The sequence below is a fragment of the Vibrio sp. 10N.261.55.F4 genome (genome assembly GCF_041470465.1).
GTDB classification, from domain to species: domain Bacteria; phylum Pseudomonadota; class Gammaproteobacteria; order Enterobacterales; family Vibrionaceae; genus Vibrio; species Vibrio crassostreae_C.
Map to the genome: position 1 here is coordinate 138262 of NZ_JBFRMM010000004.1, position 24012 is coordinate 162273.

Sequence of the window (24012 nt, forward strand, 5' to 3'; positions counted from 1 at the left end):
AACGTTGATAATAAGATTTTTGGTCAATTTTAGGTCAATCGCAAGAAGTGAGCGATCAACCACAGTCTGTATACAGTATTCTGCTACGCGTTTTGCATCTTATTAATGTCTAATTGTAGCGATTCAAGTTGCTTCGCTACACGACCAACATCACCAGCACCCTGTGTTAAAACAAGGTCTCCGCCTTGAATAACGTTGGCTAAAACCGACGGCAGCGTGTTGATATCAGCAACAAAGATGGGATCAATCTTACCACGCCCACGAATAGTTCGACTTAACGAGCGTCCGTCAGCCCCTGCAATAGGTTTCTCACCTGCAGAATAAACATCTAACAGAATAAGCACATCAACCTGCTCAAGAACGTTCGCGAAGTCATCATACAGATCGCGAGTGCGGCTATAACGGTGCGGTTGGAAGATCATCACAAGACGTTTATCAGTCCAACCACTTCGTGCAGCTTGAATGGTGACATCAACTTCGGTTGGGTGATGGCCGTAATCATCGACCAGCATTGCAACACCCTTACCCGTTTCATATTCACCAAGGTGATCGAAACGACGGCCAGTGCCTTCCGTTCCAGCCATCGCTTTTAGAATCGCTTCATCGCTGATGTCATCTTCTGTTGCAACCGCAATCGCCGCTGATGCGTTCAGTGCGTTATGGCGACCGGGAATGTTCAACGTAATATCGAGATTGGCTTTACCTTTACGAACAACCGTAAACTTGCCTTGCTGACCTTGTTGTACATAGTTTTCAATGCGGATATCAGCGTCTTCAGAGAAGCCGTAAGTAATCACTTGGCGGCTCACCTGAGGGATAAGTTCACGTACAACAGGATCATCTACACACATCACAGCCTGGCCGTAGAACGGCAGGTTGTGTAGGAAATCGATAAATGTCTGCTTTAGCGTTTCGAAATCGCCGCCGTAGGTATCCATATGATCCGCTTCAATGTTAGTTACGATACTAACCATAGGTTGCAGATGTAAAAATGAAGCATCACTCTCATCGGCTTCAGCGATAAGAATACGGCTTGAACCTAAACGTGCGTTAGTGCCAGCACTTTTAACCAAACCACCGTTTACGAAGGTTGGATCTAGGCCGGCTTCCGAGTAAATCTGTGTCACTAGCGCAGTCGTGGTTGTTTTACCGTGCGTACCTGCCACAGCAATACCGTGACGAAAACGCATCAGCTCAGCCAGCATTTCTGCACGACGAACGATCGGTGTGCGCGCTTCACGAGCTGCAATAATTTCTGGGTTTTCTTCGTTGATAGCGGTTGAAACAACCACCACACTTGCGTCGGCAACGTTACTCGCTTGGTGACCGATATAAACGGTCGCACCCTTGCTAACTAAACGATCAGTCACTGGGTTTTGAGCAATATCAGAACCCGTGATCTGGTAGCCTTCATTTAGCAAGACTTCAGCAATCCCGCTCATTCCGGCACCACCAATACCAATGAAGTGGATAGATTTAACACGGCGCATCTCTGGCACCATTGCACGGATTTGCGCTAAGTCTTGGGTATGTTCAATCGTCATCAATTCAATCTCATTATTTTGCTAAAGCTTTAATCGCTTCAGCGACGGTCACATCAGCATCAAGCTTGGCGGCTTGACGAGCTTTTGTTGCCATCATTTTTAATTCATTTCTATCAAGCTGCGCGATAGTGTTCGCTAGCTTATCAGCCGTTAGTTGAGGCTGTTCAATCATTAACGCTGCGCCACATTCAACTAAATGGTCGGCATTCAACGCTTGTTGTCTGTCTTTGTGCATAAACGGAACGAAGATAGAACCGACACCTGCCGCAGACACTTCTGATACGGTTAATGCACCTGAGCGACACACTAATAGATCTGCCCACTCATAAGCTTGCGCCACATCATCAATAAATTCAGTCACTTGAACATTACCAACAGAATGTGATTTGTATTGCTCAATAACTTGTTGTTGATTGTTCTTACCCGCTTGGTGCATCACAGTGAAGCCTTCACCAAGCTGCGCCATCGTTACTGGCAAGGTATCGTTTAGGATTTTTGCGCCCTGACTGCCGCCCATAACCAAGATGCGGATGTCACCATCACGCTCAGCCATGCGTTGCTCGGGTTCAGCTAAGGCAACCACATCTTCGCGTACTGGGTTACCCACCACTTCTGCAGTAGGAAACGCACCAGGGAAAGCTTGGAAAACCTTTTTAGCAATCTTAGACAGCCATTGGTTGGTTAAACCTGCCACTGCATTTTGTTCATGGAGAACCACTGGAATGCCAGACAACCATGCCGCGATACCACCCGGGCCACTCACGTAGCCACCCATACCAAGTACCACATCAGGCTGCCATGCTTTGATGTGTTGTCTTGCTTGAAGTATGGCATTAATAATCTGGAACGGCGCTTTAATTAACTTGCTAATGCCTTGACCACGCAGGCCTTTCACTTTGATGAAGTCGATTTCAATGCCATGCTTTGGCACTAAATCCGCTTCCATTCTGTCTGCTGTGCCTAACCAGCGAATTTCCCAACCTTGTTGCTGAAGCTTTTTCGCTACTGCTAACCCTGGGAAAACGTGACCGCCAGTACCACCAGCCATCACTATAAGTTTTTTGTTTTGTTTCATCACGTTAGATTCTTATTCTACTAATTCGTTTTGACTATCAGCTTGTTCTTTTTGTTGCATTCGGCATTCGTGGTCAATGCGCAGCAGCATTGATACCGCCACAGACATAACAATTAAACTCGAACCACCATAACTGATTAGCGGTAGGGTTAGACCTTTGGTCGGAACGATGCCAGATGCAGCACCTACGTTAACAAGCGTCTGAAACGCAAACCAAATACCAATACCAAAAGCCAGATAGCCGCTGAACACTTGATCGTGTTCAAAGGCTTTTTTACCTATCAGAATGGCTTTTAACACCAAGCTGAAGATCAACATTAATACTAAGGTAACACCGACAAAGCCAAGCTCTTCAGCCAACACAGCAAATACAAAATCGGTATGCGCTTCTGGTAAGTATTCGAGTTTTTGAATCGAGTTACCAAGCCCTTGCCCCATCCAATCACCACGGCCAAACGCCATCAATGACTGAGTTAACTGGTAACCACTGCCGAACGGGTCGTTCCAAGGTTCCCAGAATGAGGTAACACGTCGAACACGATAAGGTTCTATAACAATCAAACCGACGACCGCGGCAATACCTGCCACCATCAAGGCGATAAACTGTGAAAGCTTGGCACCAGCAATGAATAGCATGCCGAACAGGGTCACTAGCATTACGACCACAGTACCTAAATCGGGCTGGCCTAGCAGCAGCACGGCAAAAGCGCCGAATACCATGATCGGTTTACCAAAACCACCGAAGAAGGTTTTTCTCACTTCATCTTGCTTCCGAACCAAGTAGCCCGCCATAAAGATAAACAGCGATAACTTGGCGACTTCAGCGGGTTGTAAGTTAAATAGCCCTAATGGGATCCAACGCGATGCGCCGTTAACCGACTTACCGACGGCTAATACCACAATCAGCAAGAAGAAGGACAAGCCCAGTAGATACATACTGTATTGAAACCAGCGTTGCATCGGGATTTGCAATATGACGCTAGAGACACCTAACGCCAATACAAGGAAGATGGCATGACGGAACATAAAGTGAAACGGCTGATCGGTTAAACGAGCACTGATGGGGAACGAAGCAGACGTCACCATCACCAAACCTGTCAGCATTAGCCCAAGAGCAATCCACACCAATTGACGATCGTAAAGCGCCTCGGGAGTAGCACGGTTTAGCCACTGCCAGATGGATTGATTAATCTCTTTGACTCTTTGCACTGAATGTTAGTCCTTCAACACGTTAAGCATACTCATGAGCAAGCTCAGTGAACGCATCACCTCTTGCCATGAAATTATTAAATTGATCGAAGCTTGCGCACGCCGGAGACAGCATCACCATATCTCCAGCCACCAGCTGTGGCGAGATAGATTCGATTATCTGCTGCATGGTATCGAACTTTTGTGCCGATGGGTGCAGAGGCATGAATTGATCTGCATCTTCACCGAAACAACACAGCTGAACACGCTCAAGTTGCGCCAATACTGGTTCAAGCTCACTAAAGTCAGCACCTTTACCAACGCCGCCAACCAAAAGATATAACGTACCTTGATACTCCAACCCAGACAGGGCTGCCAATGTGCTGGCTACATTCGTTGCTTTGGAGTCATTAACCCATTTGATTTCGCGCTTGTCAGCCACGACTTGGCAACGATGCGTCAAACCGTTATAGGCCTTCAAAGCATCAAGACTTTTGCTGTAGTCGATACCAACTTGCTTCAATAGTGCAAGTGAGACTAACGCATTCGCCACATTGTGACGTCCAACCAATGTTAAATCTTGGGTAGCAAGGACAGGTTTACCGTGATCGACCAACCACTCAGTACTATCAATCGTTGATACACCAAACTCTTGGTTATCTAGGCCAAAAGTCAACAATGGCATTGTCTGGTCAGGGTAAGTCTCTTTGTCTTCACGATTAACAGTCGCACACTGCGCGTTATTAAAGATTCTTAACTTGGCCTCACGGTAATCAGCCATGCCTTGATAGCGATCCATATGATCTTCAGACAGATTTAAGAATGCCGCAGCGGCAAGTTTTAAATTCGATGTAGTTTCTAACTGAAAACTTGAAAGCTCAAGAACATATAAATCAGCGTTGAGCTCTAGAAGATCTAAGGCAGGGATACCAATGTTGCCACCCACACCGACATTCAAACCTGCCGCCTTTGCAAGTACGCCAGTAAGATCGGTCACGGTGCTCTTGCCGTTAGAACCCGTGATAGCCACAACGGGTTTGTCTACCGCCCAGCCAAACAGTTCAATATCGCCAACAACCGGAGTTCCCGCTTGAATAACATCTTGTATTTCAGGGGTCGCGAGTGCGATACCTGGGTTAGCTACCACCAAATCAGCTTCCGCTAACCATTGGCTATTCCAACTTCCAGAATGTAGCTCTACCGACTCAGGTAAAGATTCTTTTCCTGGTGGTAGCTCTCGCGTATCAATGACCTTCACATGCGTATGAGGTTGATATTTTACGAGATGTTTAACGACAGAGAGCCCGGTAATACCGAGCCCCACAACCACTACATTTTGAATATTTTGCCAACGTTCCATTTAAACAAGATGCTCTTAATAGTTTTAAAGAGCCCCTACTCAGAGGCTCACACAGGATTAACGAACTTTCAGTGTCGCTAGGCCAACCAGTACTAATACCATTGAGATGATCCAAAAACGCACGATAACACGCGGCTCTGGCCAACCTTTCAGTTCATAGTGGTGGTGAATCGGTGCCATGCGGAAAATACGCTGACCACGCAATTTGTAAGAGCCCACCTGCAGAATCACTGACAGAGTCTCCATTACAAATACACCGCCCATGATAACCAGTACCAATTCTTGGCGAACTAACACAGCAATCACACCCAATGCACCGCCCAGTGCTAGCGAACCAACATCGCCCATGAATACTTGAGCTGGGTAGGTGTTGAACCATAGGAAACCTAGGCCTGCACCGACGATAGCAGTACATACAACCACAAGCTCAGAAGTGTATGGGATGTATGGAATGTGTAGATATGCTGCGAAGTTAACGTTACCTGTCGCCCAAGCAATCACAGCAAAACCAGCAGCAACCATCACCGTTGGCATGATCGCCAAACCATCTAGGCCGTCTGTTAGGTTCACCGCGTTACTGGTACCCACAATAACAAAGTAAGTTAGAACAATGTACAGTAAACCAAGTTGTGGCATCACATCTTTAAAGAAAGGCACCACTAATTGTGTCGCAGCAGTGTCTTGCCCATGAGCATACAGAGCAAACGCCACAACCAATGCAATAGCCGATTGCCAGAAGTACTTCCAACGCGCAATCAAGCCATCAGTGTTCTTACGAACGACTTTACGATAATCATCAACAAAACCAACTGCACCGTAACCGCCTAGCACGACAAGTACGGCCCAAACGTAAGGGTTTGATAAGTCAGCCCAAAGTAAGACCGTAATGATGATCGCAGCAAGGATCATCACACCACCCATGGTTGGTGTACCACGCTTACTGAAGTGAGATTCTGGGCCGTCATTACGAACAACTTGGCCAATTTGCAGCATTTGCAGACGCTCAATTAAACGAGGTCCCATCCACAGCGACAGACATAAAGCCGTCAAAATACTCGCGATTGCACGAAACGATAGGTATTCGAACAAACGGAAAAAAGAAAGGTGTGGCTGTAGTAGCTCTGCAAGCCAAATTATCATGAAAAGTTCTCCTTTAAAGCAGCGGCTATTTTACTCATTCCTGCACTATTGGCGCCTTTTACCAACAAGGTATGTGACGCGTTTTCTGGCAAGCATAAGTGCTGCTCTATGTGCGCGATCATCGCTTGATGCGTTGCAAAGTGGGTACCATTACAGACCTCACTAATCACCTTGGTATCATCACCGTAAGTGAGTACATGCTCAAAAGCGAATGGGGCAGCATATTCACCGACTTGACGGTGAAGTGCAAGGCTTTCGTCGCCTAATTCAGCCATATTGCCTAAAATCAACCAACGCTGACCTTTGAAGCTCGACAGCAGTTTGGCTGCCGCCTTCATCGCAGGTACGCTAGCGTTATAACTGTCATCTATCAGCTTGATATTCTGACTTAATTGTTGAACCTCAACTCGTCCTTTGACAGAGATAAGATTCGCTAAACCATTTTTTACTTCTTCAAGCGTGGCACCAAACTGGATACTCAACGCTGCTGCAGCCAACGCATTCGCTACGTTATGCTGACCAATAATGCCAAGCTCAACCGGTATAGCGCCTTGCGGCGTTTGCATCTCAAAGCAAGCTTCGCCCTGCTCATTAATGCGAATATTCTTAGCAAAGTAATCTGCCGTACTGTCGCTTTCTGAAAATGTCAGTACCGTTTTATCTGCGAGTACTTCATTCCAAAAGTCGCCACCGTTGCTTTCTAGATTAACAATAGCAGTATCACCGGCAGCAAGCCCCTGAAAGATTTCACCTTTCGCTTGTTTAACACCATCAATTGAGCCAAAGCCTTCTAGATGCGCGGCAGCTACGTTATTCACCAACGCCACCTGCGGTTTCACAAGTTGCGTGGTATAGGCGATTTCACCAATATGGTTCGCGCCCAGTTCTATCACGGCATAGTCGTCATTGGGCTCACTGCGCAGTAAGGTTAGTGGTACACCAATATCATTATTGAAGTTACCCGCAGTAAACAACACCTTGCCACGTTGTTGCAGAATGCTCGCCACCATCTCTTTGACGGTTGTTTTGCCACAGCTTCCTGTTATCGCCATGGTTGGCACATCACATTGTTTGTGGATCCAAGCACTTAGCTGACCTAAAGCAAGTTTAGTGTCTTCAACAACAACTTGAGTAATATTTAGGTCAAGTTTTCGTTCGACTAACAACGCACTCGCATTTGCCTCAACCGCTTGATGACAAAAGTCATGCGCATCGAAACGTTCTCCGACGATAGCAACAAACAATGCACCTTCTTCAACGGTGCGAGTGTCGGTAGAAACGGCATTAATTACGGCATTGTTTGAGTTACCAGCCTCAATCAACTCACCGCTGACCGCTGAACAAATCTGTTCGAGTGATACATCAATCATTATGAAATACCTAAAAGTTGAAGCGCAGATTCTCGATCTGAGTAATGGATCGTTTCGTCTTTTAATACTTGGTAATCCTCATGGCCTTTACCAGCCAAAAGAATAATGTCATTGCTGCCTGCCTGCTCAAGCGCGAACTTAACCGCTTGGTAGCGATCGTGTTCAACAAAGGCGACTTCAGGCTCACTTAAACCTGCCAGCATGTCTTTAACAATCAATGCCGGGTCTTCACTGCGAGGGTTGTCATCTGAAATAATAATGTTATCGGCGAACTGCTCTGCGGTAACCGCCATCATTGGGCGCTTGCCTGTATCTCGATCACCACCGCAGCCAAAGATTGCCCATAGCTTTCCAGAGCAATGTACACGTAGTGCTGCCAATGCTTTCTCTAATGCGTCAGGTGTATGCGCGTAGTCGACAACCACTTTCGCTTTGTTTGGTACTTGGAACAATTCCATGCGACCAATAACAGGTTGCAATTGAGGTGCTGTGTCGATCAAGGTTTGCTTGTCGATGCCTAGTACAAGTAGGGTCGCGAAAGCAACCAATACATTTGATGCGTTGAACTGGCCAATTAAAGGAACAGACAGTTGTCCCTGCCCCCAGCTACCATCAAAAGCGAGTTTGATACCCGTCTCTGCATAAGCAACATTCGATGCCCATACTGACTGCTGGTAGCCCGATAACGGAAGCAATGACACAGCTACTGCATTGGACAGATCAGCCATCCAAGCTTTACCGACTTCATCATCAACATTAATCACAGCGTGCTTACACTTATGCTGAGTAAACAAGCTCTTCTTAGCCAGAGCGTACTCTTGCATCGTGCCGTGGTAATCCAAGTGGTCACGGCTCAAGTTAGTAAATACACCAGCCTCAAAATCCAATGCCTTAACTCGGCCTTGAACCAAACCATGAGACGAGATTTCCATCGCGGTATAAACAGCGTTTTCTTCAGCCAACTCACTCAGCGTACGTTGTATTTCAATCGCACTACCGGTCGTATTCGCCGCCGTTTTAAGGTTGTCTAGAAAACCGTTACCCGTGGTGCCCATTACCGCAGAGCGTTGGCCGACTAAATCTAGCCACTGAGCAATCAATTGGGTGATAGTGGTTTTGCCATTGGTGCCGGTAACACCAATCAGCTTAGTCGCCTGAGACGAGTAAACACGACCGGCCAACTCAGATAACACCAAGTTAAGGTCTTTAATGTAAACAACCGGAACAGCATCCAACCACTCAATCAGACCATGGGCCTTTTCAGCATCAGCTTGTGCGATAACGGCATTGGCTCCCTGTGAGACCGCTTTGTCAATGAAACGACGGCCATCAACAGCATGCCCAACTACAGCAACAAAAATATCGCCGTCTTTGATGGCACGACTATCCAACTCCAACTGTTCAACGGCAATCGCATCCAGCTCAGGTGAACTAAAGTCACTCCAAGGAGAAAGTAAAGATGACAGCGTGAGGCTATTACTCATATTGAATCCTGATTGGCTCTATTCTTGAAACTTGTTTTCATCAGCAGGGACATTCAGTATTTGCAATGCACCCTTCATGATTTCAGAAAAAACGGGGGCAGCAACTGAACCGCCATAGTAAAGGTCACCTTGAGGCTCATTGACCACAACAACCAGCGCGACTCTTGGGTCACTAACCGGGGCAAAACCTGCAGTAATCGCAATGTATTCGTCGCTGTATCCGCCAGCTTCAGCCTTACGAGAAGTACCCGTTTTTGCTGCAACTCGGTAACCAGGAACGGCCGCTCTTGTTGCTGTGCCGCCTTTTTGAGTCACCCCTTCGAGCATATTCAAAACCAGTTCAGCGTTCTCGCGCTTGATGATCTGCTTAGAAAAGTCTTGGTCGTTACTCTTAATAATATGAATCGGTTCATACATGCCTTTGTTGGCTAGCGTCGCATACGCATGGGCCAACTGCATCGGTGTAACAGACAAACCATAACCAAACGCTAAGGTCGCAATCTCAAACTTTGACCAGCGACGGCGATTCGGGAAAATACCGCTCGTTTCACCAACCAAATTCAGCCCAGACATCTCACCTAGACCAACCGAGCTGTACATACCAAGCAAGGCTTCGAGTGGCATATTAAGCGCTAATTTCGCAACACCTATGTTACTCGACTTTTTGAGGATCAACGCTAAGTCAGCCTTACCCACTTTAGACGAATCTCGCACACGACTACCACCGATCTGCATAATACCGTTGCCAGTATCAATAACGACATCTGGGTCTGCGGTGCCGTTCTCTAGCGCCGCTAAAACCACAAAAGGTTTCACGGTAGAGCCAGGTTCCATGGCGTCGGTTAATACGCGGTTTCGCATCTTAAAGCTTTGTAGGTCAGCACGGTTATTCGGGTTGTAAGATGGCGCATTGACCATGGCTAACACGGCACCTGTTTTTACATCGAGCAGTACCGCAGAGCCTGAAGTCGCCTTATGATCGGCCACCGCTTGCTTGATCGCTCGATAAGCAATGGCCTGTAATCGTTGGTCGATGGTTAATTCTAATGGCTTGCCTTCTTCACGCTCTTCTAAGGCAATATTTTCGACAACGCGTCCATAGCGATCTTTACGAATGGTACGTTTACCCGCTTCACCAGTGAGCCACTGATCATAACTGCGCTCTACACCTTCAAGACCATGACCATCGATACCGGTTACACCAATAAGATGAGCACTGATTTCACCTGCAGGGTAGTAACGACGAGATTCAGCTTTAAGCCCCACACCCACGAGTTTAAGATCGCGGATATATTTAGCCATCGCAGGGCTAACTTGTCTCTGAAGATAAATAAATCGGCGGGATTTGTTACTAGAGATCTTATCGATCATCGGTTGTCGTTCTAGGCCAAGTACATCAGCTAACGCATACCAACGATCAATTTGAGCCATACCATTTTTATCGAAAATGGTTTTCGGGTCAGCCCATACCGCTTCAACAGGAACACTGACAGCAAGTGGCTCACCATTGCGATCAGAAATAATGCCACGAGCAGAAGGAATAGCCTTAACACGCACCGAACGAAGGTCGCCCTGACGAATTAAGTTATCTGGTTCAATGATTTGTATATAAGCCACACGACCAACAAGTGCAGCAAAGGCAAGAAACACGAAAGCAATAACGACGTTAAAACGCCATTTTATCAGAACTGGATCCGAATCCTTTTCGCTCTTCACACGCTTTTTCGTTGATTTATTAACGGTTTTCGCGGGTGATTTTTCCTTTTTACCGGTCATTTCAGTGTGATCACAACTTCTTTATCAGAGTCTGGACGTTTCATGTCTAACTCTCGTTTTGCCGATGCTTGAACGCGACTGTGTTCAGCCAAAGCTGTCTCTTCAAGCATTAAATTTCGCCACTCATCATCTAGCTGCTCTCGTTCGACTAATGCCATGTCTTTTTGCGTAATCGCCTGACGTGACATATGTGTCGTAAGAACGACCCCCATCGCACTCGCAAAGATACAGATAAGAATCACCAATGGGACCTTACCCACGGAGATCAAATCAAAAAATATTATCTTGGCTAAGTTAGGCTTGGAGGTCTTCATTGACTACAGCTTTTCTGCGATTCGTAGTACTGAGCTGCGTGAACGAGTATTTTCATCCACTTCACCTTTAGAAGGCTTGATCGCTTTACCAATTGGTTTTAGATCGGCACTGCCTAAAGCTTTAATTTGATCTTCTGTTAATGGTAAACCATGAGGTACCTGAGGGCCTTGACTCTCTTTACGGATGAAGCGCTTCACCATACGGTCTTCAAGAGAGTGAAAACTGATAACAGAGATACGACCTTGGGGAGCAAGAATACTTGCAGCGCCTTTCAGTGCGGTATCGATCTCTTCAAGTTCACTATTAATGTAGATACGAAATGCTTGGAAAGCACGTGTCGCTGGGTGCTTTTTCTCTTTAAAGTTCTTTGGAGCGACATCAGAGATAAGCTTAGCCAATTGGCCAGTACGTGTTAACGGTTCGTTCTCTTCGTTCTCTTGATAAGCAATGATGCCCTTCGCGATACGACGAGCGTGTTTATCTTCACCGAACTCACGGATAACCCATGTGATGTCATCAAGATCCGCATCAACTAGCCACTGAGAAACCGGAATACCCGTCGTTGGATCCATACGCATGTCTAGCGGACCGTCTTTCATGAAGCTAAAGCCACGCTCAGCGTCATCTAGCTGTGGTGAAGAAACACCTAGATCCAGTAACACACCATCCACTTGACCGACTAAGTCATAACGCTCCGCATATTCAGCCATACCTGAGAACGGGCCGTGAATAATCGTAAAACGAGGGTCATCAATCTTTTGCGCTTCTGCAATCGCTTGTGGATCGCGGTCAATACTAAAGAGTCGTCCATTCTCGCCCAGTTTAGACAGGATTGTACGGCTGTGCCCACCACGGCCAAAAGTACCATCGATGTAGGTACCGTCAGGTTTGATCGCAAGTCCGTCAATAGATTCGTTAAGCAATACTGAAATATGTTTGAATGCTTCTGTCATAGTCTTCTCAGTGAGTGGATTGAGCCATTAGTTCGGCAATAATTTGTTCTATTAACGTTTTAGTGTACTGATTTCACGCTGTATCTCCACCATATTGTGTATAGGCATTTGGAATTTTTGACCCAAGCTTATATCAGGGTGAAAGATTTTAAGGAAATCTAAATAATTTACGTCAATATAAAGCAAAAAACCCATCACTACCGTTAAGTAATGATGGGTTCTTTATATAGGTGGAGTTGACACATACGCCGGGTTCTGTTCCGCTTGCGCGGTGGTAACCATTCGTCTAGGCCTGCAATCGCTCACAGGCTCAAGCAATCTACCCGCCCCCATACGCGAGCAGCGCAATGCGAGGGCCTATTTGATCTTGCTCCGGGTGGAGTTTACCTTGCTACGAACTGTTGCCAGTCGCACGGTGCGCTCTTACCGCACCCTTTCAGCCTTACCTGTGCCTCTTCCGAAGAAATGAGGCCATCGGCGGTCTTCTCTCTGCTGCACTTGTCGTGGGCTCGCGCCCCCCAGACGTTATCTGGCACCCTGCTCTATGGAGCCCGGACGTTCCTCCCCTCTGCCAGTCTCCCGAAGGACTTCAACGTCAGTTTCCCGAAGGACCTCAACGTCAGTCTCCCGAAGGACATCAGCAAAGCAGCGATTACCCGTTCAACTCCGAGGGCGGATTGTATAGAGATTAGAGTGCAGTGTCTAGCGAGATCACAAATATGCTGCAAACCGCTAAGTAAACGCATGAATTTCACACAATCCAGACAAAAAAAGAGGAATGAAGGGACGACCTTCATTCCTCACAAGCTTTAAAATAGCACTCTAGCGACTTATACACTGAGCAGCTATTTATCTATTCAGCGTTAACCATCTAGGTGCTCAAGGCCCCACTTGTACAGCGCGTTCTTTTTCAGGTTGTAGATTTCAGCTGTCATTGCCGCCGCTTTTTTAAGAGGTAACTCTTTAGTTAGGATACCCAGAGTACGAGTCGCTTCGTCTGGCAGTTCTGTGCTCGCTTCTTCACGATGACCATGAATCAGTAACACCATCTCACCGCGCTTACGGTTCGAATCTTCTTCAATCCACTCAATCAACTCACCCAGTGGCAATCCTTGAATTGTTTCGAATGTCTTAGTCAGCTCACGTGCCAAGACAACTTCACGGTCTGGGCCTAAGATCTCAAGCATATCTTGTAGAGAATCTGAGATTCGATGTGGTGATTCGTAGAAGATACACGTGCGCTCTGCTTTCGCGATCTCTAGGAACTTATCTTTACGACCTTTGCTCTTTGGCGGCAAAAAGCCTTCAAAGCTGAAACGATCAGACGGTAAACCAGACGCACTCAATGCCGTAATCACTGCACAAGCACCAGGAAGTGGCACAACTCTCACACCCGCTTGACGACATTGTGAGACAAGATGGTAACCTGGGTCACTGATTAAAGGTGTACCCGCATCAGAGACTAATGCGATAGACTGACCTTCTAATAACCTTTCGACTAGAACTTGCGCTTTAGTTTGTTCATTATGATCATGTAAAGCGAACGTTCTGGTTGATATATTGAAGTGAGCAAGCAGCTTACCCGTGTGGCGTGTGTCTTCGGCTGCAATAACATCGACACTTGATAAAATTTCAATTGCTCTTTGAGTGATATCTCCCAAATTTCCGATTGGGGTTGGCACAATGTAGAGAGTTGGGCTCTCTGTGAGCAAGGTTTTGTTATCTGTCATTTGTTTACCATCACTTCAACGATTAATATAGATACAAATTTATACGGAATTTAAAGAACTCATGGCAACGATGAACCATAAGAGACTCAGTGTACCACGCTTACTAACTCCAATTGCATTAGCAATTACATTGGCGGCTTGTTCTTCAGGTCCTCAAGCACCAACGAGCGTTGATATTACACTAGATCCAGCGCAATCAACTGAAAGTTACATGATGCAGGCGGATAGTAGCAAAGGAAGTCTACAAAACGACTGGTTAATCATGGCGCTTAAGGCTTCTGTGCAAGTTGGAAAAACCGATCAAGCAACTCTGCTGATTAAACGCTTAGCAAAACAAGAGCTGAGCGAAACGCAACAAGCGGAATGGCAATTAGCGCGCGCTCAGCTGCTGGTGAATAACTCACAGCCAGATCAAGCTTATAGCCAACTAAACTTCCAGCCTTGGTGGAAGCTTCCGAACGAGCAGTGGAAAGATTATCACGAGCTACGCGCGAACATCTCAGAGATGAAGAGTGAGTATTTCGAGGCAAGCCGTGAGTTAGTGCTCTATTCAGAGTACCTAGAGGCTGACGACGAGCTTCAACAGCAAACTGCCGACCGTATTTGGCAAAACCTAAATAGCTATTCTCAATATGAGATTCTAGAGCTTAAGACGTCGCCTACAGAAGACGTTCTTGCAGGTTGGTTACAACTGGCAATCTACATGAAGACGCTGAACTCAAATCTTCCAAACCTGCAGGAAACCTTATCGGATTGGTTAGCCGAGAATCCTCAGCACCCAGCTGCTACTTACACACCTCAGGCGATCACCGACATCTTGGCACTAGAGATCAGCAAGCCAACCAGCACTGCACTATTACTGCCTCTAACCGGTAAGTACGGCAAGCAAGCACAACTTGTGCGTGACGGTTTCATCTTTGCGATGATGAATGACAAAGAGCGCGAAGAAGATGCAACGCTGACGGTAATGGATACCAACGTGCAAAGTGCCGCTGAGATTAAAGCGACACTGGAAGAGAACAACGTTGATTTCATCGTTGGCCCGCTGATTAAGAGCAACATAACTAAACTTCAGCAAGCGCAGAAAAACCACGAGAACTCGATTCCAGCTTTAGCTCTGAACATTCCAACGCAACTAGAACCAGATACTAACATTTGTTATCTCGCTCTATCGCCAGAGCAAGAAGTCGCTCAGGCAGCGAAGCACCTATTTGCTCAAGGCTACAAGTACCCGCTTATCCTTGCGCCAAGAGGACGTTTAGGTGAGCGAGTTGAGCAAGCGTTTAAAGAAGAGTGGAAAAAATACAGCAGCAACGATGTTGCTATCAGCTTGTTCTCTGACAAACGCCAACTGCAACGTAATGTGAATCAGGTATTCGGCTTGCAAGAGAGCCAACAGCGTATCGCTCAAATGGACGGATTACTGAACCTAGACCTAGAAACCGAGCCACGCAGCCGTCGTGATATCGATTCTGTCTACATTGTGGCTAAGAACTCAGAGCTAACACTAATCAAACCCTTCATTGAAGTTGCAATTAACCCAGATGCGAGCCAACCCGCTCTGTTCTCAAACTCACGCAGCAACAGCGGTGATAAGCAGTATGAAGACCTAACCGGTGTGTTCTACAGCGATATCCCACTATTAGTTGAGAATAAAAACGAGCTTAATAAAGAGCTCAACGACCTATGGCCTGCGCACTCAAACGGCCAAAAGCGTCTGCAAGCACTAGGAATGGATGCATACTATCTAATGGATGCACTGCCACAGATGAAAGCCGTGCAAGGTTACAGCATTCCAGGTGAAACGGGTGTGCTAACCATCGATAACAACTGTGTGGTTCAACGTGAAATCAGCTGGGCAGAGCATGGGGCTTTTTAGCCGAAAGTTCCTATCCAAACCAACCATCACCCACAAACAAGTGGGTGATAAATACGAGGCCGTGGCAAAATCTTATCTGATTAACCACGGTTTATCGTTAATAGAAGAAAACTTCATAGCAAAATGTGGCGAGATTGATCTTATAATGCGCCATAACAATACGGTTGTGTTTGCTGAGGTAAAATACCGCAAGCAAACCCGCTACGGACATGCCGCTGAAATGGTGACTGCCAAGAAGTCACAGAAACTGCTCAAAACAGCCAATGTTTGGCTTATGCAGCAAGGCTTGTCGGTGCACTCTACAGATTTCAGGTTTGATATTGTTGCCATTGAAGGGCCGAATGACACTATCGACTGGATTCAAAACGCGATTACCCAAGGATAAACATGCTAGACAGCATTAAAGAAAGTTTCACAGAAAGTATTCAAATCCAAATTGCGGCTGCAGAAGCTCTGCCTGACGCAATCACGCATGCCGCTCAAGCAATGGTTGCGACCTTGCTTAACGGAAACAAAATTCTTTGTTGTGGTAATGGTGGTTCGGCGTCGAATGCTCAGCAATTTGTATCGTGCCTACTCAACCGATTTGAAACAGAGCGCCCTAGCCTTCCAGCGATGGCACTCACAGCAGATAACACCACGCTAACGGCTGTGGCTAACGACTACCACTATGAAGAGATCTTCTCTAAGCAGGTACGTGCGTTTGGTCAAACTGGCGATATCCTGTTGGCTATCTCGACTAGTGGTAACAGCAAGAACATCATCAAGGCAATGGAAGCGGCGGTAACTCGCGACATGACAATTATCGCCTTTACCGGTAAAGATGGTGGTGAGATGGCAGGTTTGCTTGGTGAACACGATGTAGAGATTCGTATCCCTTCACACCGTACAGCGCGCATTCATGAAGTACACATGGTGACACTACACTGCCTATGTGACCTAATCGATCAAGTACTCTTCCCTGCTCACGAAGAGTGATATACGGAGCATCACAATGAAATCATTAACCTCTATGAGGCTGTTTAAGCTGATTAGTGTTTCGCTACTTACACTGTCTCTGTCTGGTTGTGCTGGCATTTTCATTGCTGGTGCTGCAACTACTGCAAACCTAGTCACAGATACGCGAACAACCAAAGAGATTTGGAACGACAACAACATCGAATTTGAAGTTGCAGCGATTACCAATAAACAACCATTCCGTGGCAATGTACGTGTCACCGCAAGCTCATACCGAGGTTCAGTGGTGTTGATGGGGCAAGCAACCACAGATTCAGAACGTCGCGCTTTTGAAAACCAAGCCAAAGAAGTGGCTGGCGTTGAGAGCATCCACAATCAAGTTCGAGTGAAAGAACCTTTGTCTGTAAGTGCTATCAGTAAAGACAGCTGGATTACCACTAAGGTGAAATCAGCTCTGCTTGCGAATGCTGAGCTTAACGGCATCAAAGTAAAAGTGATTACTGAGGATTCAGAAGTATTCCTACTTGGACTCGTGACTAGAGAGCATGCCGATATCGCGACAGAAGTTGCGCGTAACATATCTGGCGTAAAACAGGTTATTCGAGCGTTTGAATACGGTGAAGAAGAGACGGCTGTTAACTAGCCGTAAGCCAGTCAACTAAATGCGATATAGCAGAAAAGAAAAAGCAGCGACGAGTCGCTGCTTTTTTATTTGGTTCGTTATCTAATACCAATCGTAGTAAATAATCTATCATTCTAGCTTGTTAAAAATTTCGATAACTGTGTTAGAATTTTTGATTGTAGAATAACTACTTATCAAAAAATTCCGCCTTGCTCTCAAGCTTTTTTCCTGCGCTATTTCTGATCACTTACTTACTGTGATTGGTATAACTAACGTTATTTGATAACACGAAGGCTTGGGCGACCTTTCGCTGGACGAGGTGGCTCAGGATCTGAGTCTGGCTCTTCAGCATCTACGTCTGCCGTTGCTACGCTCAAAGATGGGCCTTTTTCTGGTTCTTCAAAAGGACTTTCTTCAATCCCTTCTTCAAACGCTTCCATGTAAGCCTCTTCAGGTTCAAACATGGTACCAGCACCATTTTCACGAGCATAAATCGCTTGTACTGCGTAAAGCGGAACGATCACAGAGTGTGGACGACCACTAAAGCGAGCACTAAACGTCACAGCTTCGTTACCCAGTTCAAGTTGTCCAACCGCACGAGGCGCGATGTTCAGAATGATCTGACCATCTTGAACAAACTCTTCTGGAACTCGCACACCCGGTAATGTTGCTTCAACAACAAGGTGTGGAGTTAGTTCGTTATCAACCAGCCACTCATAAAATGCACGAAGCATGTATGGTCGGCGTGGAGTCATATTAGAAATATCCATAAACGCTTAGCGAACGAGTCGCATCTCACGCTCAGCTTCAGTTAGAGAAGCTAGGAATGAATCACGTTCGAATACGCGGTTCATGTAAATCTTAAGCTCTTTAGAACCAGGACCAATTAGTTCGATACCAAGCTCAGGTAAACGCCATAATAGCGGAGCTAGGTAACAATCAATTAGGCTAAACTCTTCGCTCATGAAGTATTCATACTCAGCGAAGATAGGAGCAAGAGTCAGTAGGTCGTTGCGCAGTTTAACGCGAGCTGCTTCAGATTCTTCAGCGTTGCCTTTAACGATCTTCTCTGCAACTGAATACCAGTTACGCTCAATGCGGTACATCATTAGACGGCTGTTACCACGAGCAACCGGGTATACAGGCATCAACGGTGGGTGAGGGAAACGCTCATCTAGGTATTCCATGATGATCTTCGAGTCATATAGAGCAAGCTCACGATCAACAAGAGTAGGTACTGATTTGTACGGGTTCAGTTCAACAAGCTCTGCTGGTAGATTTTTTTCATCAACCAACTCAACTTCAACACTTACGCCTTTTTCAGCAAGAACGATGCGCACCTGATGGCTATACATATCAGAAGCACTTGAGAAAAGAGTCATTACAGAACGTTTATTGGCAGCTACAGCCATGGAGCCCTCCAGTACACTTTAAATAAAAACAATGGAGGCCTAAAGCCTCCATTGAACATTAACATAATTTGGGAATTAGCACGGTATTATAGCACAATTAGTGCACATCACGCCAATACTCTTTCTTCAGCAAAATCACGATGATAGTGAAGATTACTAAGAAGGCCATTACCCACCAACCCATCGCGTGACGCTCAAGTTGAACTGGGTCGCCCGAGTAAACCAAAAAGTTAACAAGGTCACGAACTGCTTCGTCGTATTCACCAGCACTTAATTCGCCAGAGCCATCAGTCTCAGTGCCAACAACAACCGTCACTTCCTCGCCATCTACCATATGAGTATCGTAGATTGGTGTTGGGATACCTTGCAGTTCTTCAAGAACGTGCGGCATACCAACGCTTGGGAAAACAATGTTGTTCACGCCAAATGGACGAGACGGATCTTCATAGAAAGTACGAAGGTAAGTGTACAGCCAGTCTGCGCCACGAACACGAGCAACCAATGTTAGGTCTGGTGGCGGAGCACCAAACCAACTTGCCGCTTGATCAGAAGGCATAGCATTAACCATCAAGTCACCGATTTTCGCTTCAGGGTCGAAAATCAGGTTTTCCTTCATAAGATCAACAGGGATCTCTAAATCATTCGCAACACGTTCATAGCGCTGGTACTGCGTTGAGTGACAAGCAAAACAGTAGTTCATGAACATTTTAGCGCCATTTTGCAATGAAGCTTTGTCTGTTAAATCATTGTTCGCTTTGTCTAATGGTACGTTTGCACCCGCTGCCATCACCAGTGACGGCAACATAGCAAATAAAATTACAATCCACTTTTTCATTTGAATGTCACCCTTTCTGGTAATGGTTTCGTCGCTTCATTTTTACTGTAGAACCACAGTAGAACGAAGAACATGAAGTAACCTAAGCTAAAGATTTGAGCCAGTAGCGTGTATGTTGGCGTTGCTGGAAGCGCACCAAGTACACCAAGCGCAATAAAGCTTATTGTGAATTGGATGATGTTAATCAAATGCAGTTTGCTACGGTAACGGTAAGAACGCACTTTACAACGGTCGAACCATGGTAGTAGGAATAGCACAACAATAGATGCGCCCATTGCTACAACACCTAGCAACTTATCAGGAACAGCACGCAGAATTGCGTAAAACGGCGTGAAGTACCATACCGGAGCGATGTGCTCTGGTGTTTTCAGTGGGTTAGCAGCTTCAAAGTTTGGCGGCTCAAGGAAGAATCCACCCATCTCTGGGTTAAAGAACAGCACATAACAGAAGAAGAATAGGAAACCGGCCACACCAACCATATCTTTCACGGTCCCGTATGGGTGGAAAGGAATAGAGTCAATGATGTCGTATTTCTTAGTGTAATCCTTGTGGAATGGGAACTGCGTTTTGTAGTCGTCGCCCATTGTGCCTTTAGGAAGTTTCGTCTCAATACCGTCTGGGTTGTTCGAACCCACTTCGTGCAGTGCTAGTACGTGAAGTACGATAAGCAGCAGAAGTACAATTGGTAGAGCGATAACGTGCAGTGCGAAGAAACGGTTCAGCGTTGCACCAGAGATGATGTAGTCACCACGGATCCAAAGCGTTAGGTCATCACCGATAACAGGGATCGCACCAAACAGAGAAATGATTACCTGAGCACCCCAGTAAGACATTTGACCCCATGGTAGTAGGTAACCCATGAAAGCCTCAGCCATAAGCACTAAGAAGATCAACATACCGAAGATCCAAAGTAGCTCACGAGGCTTTTGGTAAGAACCATAGATTAGGCCACGGAACATGTGCAGGTAGATAACAACGAAGAATGCCGAAGCACCTGTTGAGTGCATGTAACGTAGTAGCCAACCGTATTCCACATCACGCATGATGTATTCAACAGAAGCAAATGCACCCTCACCTGACGGTACGTAGTTCATTGTTAGCCAAATACCCGTAAGGATTTGGTTAACCAATACCAACATTGCCAAAGAACCGAAAAGGTACCAAAAGTTAAAGTTCTTAGGCATTGGGTATTCAGATAAATGCTTTTTATACGCATTCATCGCGGGTAGACGTTTCTCTACCCAATCAAGCAATCCTTGCATTACGCGTCTCCCTCGTCCACACCGATCATGATCTTAGTGTCACTCAAATACATATGCTTTGGTACAACAAGATTCAATGGAGCTGGTACGCCTTGGAATACTCGACCTGCCATATCAAACTTTGAACCATGACAAGGACAGAAGAAACCAGACTTAACACCCTGAACTTGTTCTGCAAAAGAATCCGGCAGGTAAGTTGGAGAACAACCTAAGTGCGTACAGAAACCAACAGCAACGAAGAATTCCGGCTTAATTGAACGGAACTCGTTCTGTGCGTATTCTGGTTGTTGTTCAGCTTCAGATTGAGGGTCACGAAGTTGACCACCGATCGATTTTAGGTTTTCTAGTACCGACTCAGCACGGCGTACAACCCATACAGGTTTACCTTGCCACTCGACACGAACCATTTGTCCCGGTTCTAACTTACTGACTTCCACTTCCACCGGCGCGCCCGCAGCTTTCGCCTTGGCACTCGGATTCCATGATTTAATAAAAGGCACGGCTACAGCAGCTGCTCCTAAACCACCAACAACGGCTGTTGTTGCGGTTAAGAAACGCCTGCGACCGTTATTTAAAGGCGCGTTGCTCATCCAAACATTCTCCCATTTGCTCCTTGTGGATTGAAATAATTCCGATTAAAGAGCATGGCTAACAAAATATGTATTTAGTTCTATTTATTGACGGCAAATGATAAATAAAACCCTACTTTTTGACAAGATAAAGCTACCTTTTTGTAACAATCATGAGGCAAAGCGCACATTGGGTTACAAAAGCTTTCAAAATATAAGAATTTGGAAATAAAACGAGGAAGGGAAAGCGTTTAGAGGGGGTATAAAAACAAAAAGCCCGGCATATAGCCGAGCTTTGAACCACAATTCCAGTCGTAAAACTGGGGGCGTGTACTTTTTCGTAAAGAAAAATTAACGCTTAGAGAATTGAGGTTTACGACGTGCTTTACGTAGACCAACTTTCTTACGTTCAACGCAACGAGCGTCACGAGTAACGTAGCCAGCTGCACGTAGAGCAGGACGTAGAGTTTCATCGTACTCCATAAGAGCGCGAGTGATACCGTGGCGGATTGCGCCAGCTTGACCAGAAATACCACCACCAGAAACAGTGATGTAAAGGTCAAGTTTCTCAGTTAGTTCAACTAGCTCAAGAGGTTGCTTAACAACCATACGAGAAGTTGGACGACCGAAGTAAACATCAAGGCTACGCTTGTTGATTACGATCTCACCAGAGCCTGGTTTGATGAAAACACGAGCTGCTGAGCTTTTGCGACGACCAGTGCCGTAGTATTGATTCTCTGCCATTTTCATAATCCCCTTAGATGTCTAGTACTTGTGGCTGTTGAGCAACATGGTTGTGCTCAGTACCAGCGTACACTTTAAGCTTACGGTACATCGCGCGGCCTAGAGGACCACGTGGAAGCATACCTTTAACTGCTAGTTCTAGAACCATTTCTGGTTTCTTAGCAATTAGCTTTTCAAAAGTGATAGTTTTAAGACCACCTGGGAACTCTGAGTGACGGTAGTAAACCTTACCCTTAGCTTTGTTACCAGTTACAGCAACTTTCTCAGCGTTAACAACGATGATGTAATCACCAGTGTCTACGTGAGGAGTGTATTCTGCTTTGTGCTTGCCGCGTAGGCGAGAAGCGATTTCACTTGCTAGACGGCCAAGAGTTTTGCCTTCAGCGTCTACAACATACCAGTCGCGTTTTACAGTTTCTGGTTTAGCAACGAAAGTTTTCATGCTAATAATTACCTATTTAAAAAATTTACACTTAAGGAATACTCGCGTATTCCCACTGTCTAAGAGTTACCATTCATCACCCCTTCGAGTGTTGGAAAACTCTTGGCATAACGTGATTTTACTCATCGCTAGAGGCCCGCAGTAACGGTAGGTCGCAGGATTATAGAGAAGAGCGAAGAAAAAATCACCTCTTTTTGAACAAAATCACGATTTTTTTAATTCTATTTCTTATTCGAGATAATCAAAGCTAACTTAAGTGTTCTTTTGCCAAATATTCATGGCTCTGCATTTCAATTAAACGCGACTGACAACGTTTAAATTCAAACTCTAGCTGACCATGGGTGTATAGCTTTTCTAGCTCCACTTCCGCTGAAATAATCAGCTTCACATTGCGCTCGTAGAACTCATCAACTAATGCAATGAAGCGCCTCGCAGCGTCATCTGAAGTCGCGCCCATTTGCAATACATCCGCCAATAGAACTGTGTGATAAACCCGAGACAACTCAATATAGTCGTTCTGGCTACGAGCCGACTGACAAAGCTGAGCAAAGGTACCATGCAGTACGCCATCACTCGCTTCGACTACATCTAATTGACGGTGGTTAACCTCTATCTGCTTAAGCTTCTCTTTATCTTCACCAACGAGCTGAGCGTAATACTTTTCGAGATTAATATTCGCTTGGCTATCTAGCGGGTAATGGTAAATCTCAGCCTGTTCTAAGGTACGTAGACGATAGTCAATACCACTATCGACATTAAGGATATGACAGTTGTCTTGAATGAGCTTGATGGCAGGTAAGAAACGCGCTCGCTGTAACCCGTTGCGATACAGATCCGCAGGTGGAATATTAGAGGTCGCAACCAAGATAGCGTTTCGAGCGAATAACTCTTGGAACAAGGTTCCTAGGATCATCGCATCGGTGATGTCTGAAACAAAGAATTCGTCGAAACAGATAATGTCCGCTTCTTCCTTCAACTTGTCTGCGACTAAAGGCAATGGATCACTCACATTACCTAGCGCCTTTAGCTCATCATGAACTCGATACATAAAGCGGTGAAAGTGAACACGCATTTTTTTAGTGGTCGGTAAGGCATCATAGAACGTATCCATTAGGTACGTTTTTCCTCGCCCTACGCCACCCCAAAAATAGAGACCTTTCGGTGGTTGTGGCAGTTCTGGCTTTTTGCCTAGTAATTTCTGGAAGCGAGTCAGTTGAGGAATGGGCGTATTCATGTAATCTTGAAATTGATGAAAGAGTTCATCTAAAGATTTTACGGCTTGCTCTTGTGCTGGATCTCTTTGAAATCCATGTTCTTTTATATCTTGTTCGTATTTTTTAATGGGATTCATGACG

The 24012-nt window shown here is 45.8% G+C and carries 23 protein-coding genes and 1 other RNA gene; 4 read left to right on the plus strand and 20 right to left on the minus strand.

From position 1 onward, the window contains the following. Window positions 1-83: 83 nt before the first annotated feature. From murC to rsmI, 12 genes are all read right to left on the minus strand, one after another. Window positions 84-1544: a UDP-N-acetylmuramate--L-alanine ligase gene (gene murC / locus AB4249_RS04220; RefSeq protein ID WP_102428620.1), complete on the minus strand. Its 1461-nt coding sequence runs from the start codon at window positions 1542-1544 to the stop codon at window positions 84-86. A 13-nt stretch (window positions 1545-1557) separates the two neighbouring features. Further along, window positions 1558-2619: an undecaprenyldiphospho-muramoylpentapeptide beta-N-acetylglucosaminyltransferase gene (gene murG, locus AB4249_RS04225; RefSeq protein ID WP_102428619.1), complete on the minus strand. Its 1062-nt coding sequence runs from the start codon at window positions 2617-2619 to the stop codon at window positions 1558-1560. Between the two features lie 12 nt (window positions 2620-2631). After that, the gene (ftsW, locus tag AB4249_RS04230) at window positions 2632-3828 is read right to left on the minus strand and encodes a cell division protein FtsW (RefSeq protein ID WP_065584711.1); all 1197 of its coding nucleotides are present in this window, start codon (window positions 3826-3828) and stop codon (window positions 2632-2634) included. Between the two features lie 22 nt (window positions 3829-3850). After that, window positions 3851-5167: a UDP-N-acetylmuramoyl-L-alanine--D-glutamate ligase gene (gene murD, locus AB4249_RS04235; protein WP_372102363.1), complete on the minus strand. Its 1317-nt coding sequence runs from the start codon at window positions 5165-5167 to the stop codon at window positions 3851-3853. Between the two features lie 57 nt (window positions 5168-5224). Further along, window positions 5225-6307, minus strand: coding sequence for a phospho-N-acetylmuramoyl-pentapeptide-transferase (mraY, locus tag AB4249_RS04240; protein ID WP_136973928.1), 1083 nt, complete (start codon window positions 6305-6307; stop codon window positions 5225-5227). After that, window positions 6304-7677 carry a UDP-N-acetylmuramoyl-tripeptide--D-alanyl-D-alanine ligase gene (gene murF, locus AB4249_RS04245; protein ID WP_372102365.1) on the minus strand — a complete coding sequence of 458 codons (1374 nt, stop codon included), beginning with the start codon at window positions 7675-7677 and terminating at the stop codon, window positions 6304-6306. The genes mraY and murF overlap by 4 nt, the downstream gene beginning before the upstream one ends. Next, a complete protein-coding gene (gene murE, locus AB4249_RS04250) occupies window positions 7677-9161 on the minus strand; it encodes a UDP-N-acetylmuramoyl-L-alanyl-D-glutamate--2,6-diaminopimelate ligase (protein ID WP_372102367.1) in 1485 nt (494 codons plus the stop codon). Before murE ends, murF begins: the two co-directional genes overlap by 1 nt. Before the next feature lie 18 nt (window positions 9162-9179). Continuing rightward, entirely contained in the window at window positions 9180-10937 is a 1758-nt protein-coding gene (locus AB4249_RS04255; protein WP_372102369.1) for a penicillin-binding transpeptidase domain-containing protein, read from the minus strand. After that, complete coding sequence (gene ftsL, locus AB4249_RS04260) at window positions 10934-11251, minus strand: cell division protein FtsL (RefSeq protein ID WP_010434716.1); 318 nt, start codon at window positions 11249-11251, stop codon at window positions 10934-10936. Before ftsL ends, AB4249_RS04255 begins: the two co-directional genes overlap by 4 nt. A gap of 3 nt (window positions 11252-11254) precedes the next feature. Then, a complete protein-coding gene (gene rsmH, locus AB4249_RS04265; protein WP_102421340.1) occupies window positions 11255-12205 on the minus strand; it encodes a 16S rRNA (cytosine(1402)-N(4))-methyltransferase RsmH in 951 nt (316 codons plus the stop codon). A gap of 228 nt (window positions 12206-12433) precedes the next feature. Beyond that, window positions 12434-12873, minus strand: an RNA gene (gene rnpB, locus AB4249_RS04270) — RNase P RNA component class A. A gap of 195 nt (window positions 12874-13068) precedes the next feature. Then, the gene (rsmI, locus tag AB4249_RS04275; RefSeq protein WP_017062903.1) at window positions 13069-13935 is read right to left on the minus strand and encodes a 16S rRNA (cytidine(1402)-2'-O)-methyltransferase; all 867 of its coding nucleotides are present in this window, start codon (window positions 13933-13935) and stop codon (window positions 13069-13071) included. 61 nt (window positions 13936-13996) lie between these two features. Between rsmI and AB4249_RS04280 the strand changes: the two genes are divergently transcribed. Genes AB4249_RS04280 through AB4249_RS04295 form a run of 4 tightly spaced genes read left to right on the plus strand, consistent with a single transcriptional unit; the run spans window position 13997 to window position 17414 of the window. Beyond that, the gene (locus tag AB4249_RS04280; RefSeq protein WP_372102372.1) at window positions 13997-15814 is read left to right on the plus strand and encodes a penicillin-binding protein activator; all 1818 of its coding nucleotides are present in this window, start codon (window positions 13997-13999) and stop codon (window positions 15812-15814) included. Further along, on the plus strand, window positions 15801-16199 hold the full coding sequence (locus AB4249_RS04285; protein ID WP_017059277.1) for a YraN family protein: 399 nt from the start codon (window positions 15801-15803) through the stop codon (window positions 16197-16199). Before AB4249_RS04280 ends, AB4249_RS04285 begins: the two co-directional genes overlap by 14 nt. Window positions 16200-16201: 2 nt before the next feature. After that, window positions 16202-16792 (plus strand): phosphoheptose isomerase, encoded by a 591-nt coding sequence (locus AB4249_RS04290; protein ID WP_004729817.1) that lies wholly within the window; start codon window positions 16202-16204, stop codon window positions 16790-16792. A gap of 16 nt (window positions 16793-16808) precedes the next feature. Continuing rightward, window positions 16809-17414 (plus strand): BON domain-containing protein, encoded by a 606-nt coding sequence (locus AB4249_RS04295; RefSeq protein ID WP_017059276.1) that lies wholly within the window; start codon window positions 16809-16811, stop codon window positions 17412-17414. Window positions 17415-17668: 254 nt separating this feature from the next. On the opposite strand, the gene sspB is transcribed toward AB4249_RS04295, so the two are convergent. The 8 genes from sspB to zapE form a co-directional block, all read right to left on the minus strand. Then, window positions 17669-18163 carry a ClpXP protease specificity-enhancing factor gene (gene sspB / locus AB4249_RS04300; protein ID WP_017072808.1) on the minus strand — a complete coding sequence of 165 codons (495 nt, stop codon included), beginning with the start codon at window positions 18161-18163 and terminating at the stop codon, window positions 17669-17671. Window positions 18164-18169: 6 nt separating this feature from the next. Then, the gene (sspA, locus tag AB4249_RS04305; protein ID WP_009848943.1) at window positions 18170-18805 is read right to left on the minus strand and encodes a stringent starvation protein SspA; all 636 of its coding nucleotides are present in this window, start codon (window positions 18803-18805) and stop codon (window positions 18170-18172) included. 97 nt (window positions 18806-18902) lie between these two features. After that, window positions 18903-19640 carry a cytochrome c1 gene (locus AB4249_RS04310; protein ID WP_017061436.1) on the minus strand — a complete coding sequence of 246 codons (738 nt, stop codon included), beginning with the start codon at window positions 19638-19640 and terminating at the stop codon, window positions 18903-18905. Continuing rightward, window positions 19637-20902, minus strand: a complete 1266-nt coding sequence (locus tag AB4249_RS04315; protein ID WP_017061435.1) for a cytochrome bc complex cytochrome b subunit — start codon at window positions 20900-20902, stop codon at window positions 19637-19639. The genes AB4249_RS04310 and AB4249_RS04315 overlap by 4 nt, the downstream gene beginning before the upstream one ends. Beyond that, entirely contained in the window at window positions 20902-21492 is a 591-nt protein-coding gene (petA, locus tag AB4249_RS04320; RefSeq protein ID WP_017061434.1) for a ubiquinol-cytochrome c reductase iron-sulfur subunit, read from the minus strand. The genes AB4249_RS04315 and petA overlap by 1 nt, the downstream gene beginning before the upstream one ends. Before the next feature lie 330 nt (window positions 21493-21822). Beyond that, a complete protein-coding gene (rpsI, locus tag AB4249_RS04325; RefSeq protein ID WP_004740758.1) occupies window positions 21823-22215 on the minus strand; it encodes a 30S ribosomal protein S9 in 393 nt (130 codons plus the stop codon). A gap of 13 nt (window positions 22216-22228) precedes the next feature. Then, window positions 22229-22657 (minus strand): 50S ribosomal protein L13, encoded by a 429-nt coding sequence (gene rplM, locus AB4249_RS04330; protein ID WP_010434689.1) that lies wholly within the window; start codon window positions 22655-22657, stop codon window positions 22229-22231. 247 nt (window positions 22658-22904) lie between these two features. Beyond that, entirely contained in the window at window positions 22905-24008 is a 1104-nt protein-coding gene (zapE, locus tag AB4249_RS04335; RefSeq protein ID WP_017061433.1) for a cell division protein ZapE, read from the minus strand. Window positions 24009-24012 lie beyond the last annotated feature (4 nt).

Coding starts and splice junctions, on each gene's coding strand:
- rsmH (WP_102421340.1), bottom strand. CDS start 12,205: ATGACAGAAGCATTCAAACATATTTCAGTATTGCTTAACGAATCTATT.
- ftsL (WP_010434716.1), bottom strand. CDS start 11,251: ATGAAGACCTCCAAGCCTAACTTAGCCAAGATAATATTTTTTGATTTG.
- AB4249_RS04295 (WP_017059276.1), top strand. CDS start 16,809: ATGAAATCATTAACCTCTATGAGGCTGTTTAAGCTGATTAGTGTTTCG.
- murC (WP_102428620.1), bottom strand. CDS start 1,544: ATGACGATTGAACATACCCAAGACTTAGCGCAAATCCGTGCAATGGTG.
- murF (WP_372102365.1), bottom strand. CDS start 7,677: ATGATTGATGTATCACTCGAACAGATTTGTTCAGCGGTCAGCGGTGAG.
- AB4249_RS04285 (WP_017059277.1), top strand. CDS start 15,801: ATGGGGCTTTTTAGCCGAAAGTTCCTATCCAAACCAACCATCACCCAC.
- mraY (WP_136973928.1), bottom strand. CDS start 6,307: ATGATAATTTGGCTTGCAGAGCTACTACAGCCACACCTTTCTTTTTTC.
- petA (WP_017061434.1), bottom strand. CDS start 21,492: ATGAGCAACGCGCCTTTAAATAACGGTCGCAGGCGTTTCTTAACCGCA.
- murG (WP_102428619.1), bottom strand. CDS start 2,619: ATGAAACAAAACAAAAAACTTATAGTGATGGCTGGTGGTACTGGCGGT.
- zapE (WP_017061433.1), bottom strand. CDS start 24,008: ATGAATCCCATTAAAAAATACGAACAAGATATAAAAGAACATGGATTT.
- rplM (WP_010434689.1), bottom strand. CDS start 22,657: ATGAAAACTTTCGTTGCTAAACCAGAAACTGTAAAACGCGACTGGTAT.
- rsmI (WP_017062903.1), bottom strand. CDS start 13,935: ATGACAGATAACAAAACCTTGCTCACAGAGAGCCCAACTCTCTACATT.
- AB4249_RS04255 (WP_372102369.1), bottom strand. CDS start 10,937: ATGACCGGTAAAAAGGAAAAATCACCCGCGAAAACCGTTAATAAATCA.
- sspB (WP_017072808.1), bottom strand. CDS start 18,163: ATGGATATTTCTAATATGACTCCACGCCGACCATACATGCTTCGTGCA.
- AB4249_RS04315 (WP_017061435.1), bottom strand. CDS start 20,902: ATGCAAGGATTGCTTGATTGGGTAGAGAAACGTCTACCCGCGATGAAT.
- rpsI (WP_004740758.1), bottom strand. CDS start 22,215: ATGGCAGAGAATCAATACTACGGCACTGGTCGTCGCAAAAGCTCAGCA.
- sspA (WP_009848943.1), bottom strand. CDS start 18,805: ATGGCTGTAGCTGCCAATAAACGTTCTGTAATGACTCTTTTCTCAAGT.
- murE (WP_372102367.1), bottom strand. CDS start 9,161: ATGAGTAATAGCCTCACGCTGTCATCTTTACTTTCTCCTTGGAGTGAC.
- murD (WP_372102363.1), bottom strand. CDS start 5,167: ATGGAACGTTGGCAAAATATTCAAAATGTAGTGGTTGTGGGGCTCGGT.
- AB4249_RS04290 (WP_004729817.1), top strand. CDS start 16,202: ATGCTAGACAGCATTAAAGAAAGTTTCACAGAAAGTATTCAAATCCAA.
- AB4249_RS04280 (WP_372102372.1), top strand. CDS start 13,997: ATGGCAACGATGAACCATAAGAGACTCAGTGTACCACGCTTACTAACT.
- AB4249_RS04310 (WP_017061436.1), bottom strand. CDS start 19,640: ATGAAAAAGTGGATTGTAATTTTATTTGCTATGTTGCCGTCACTGGTG.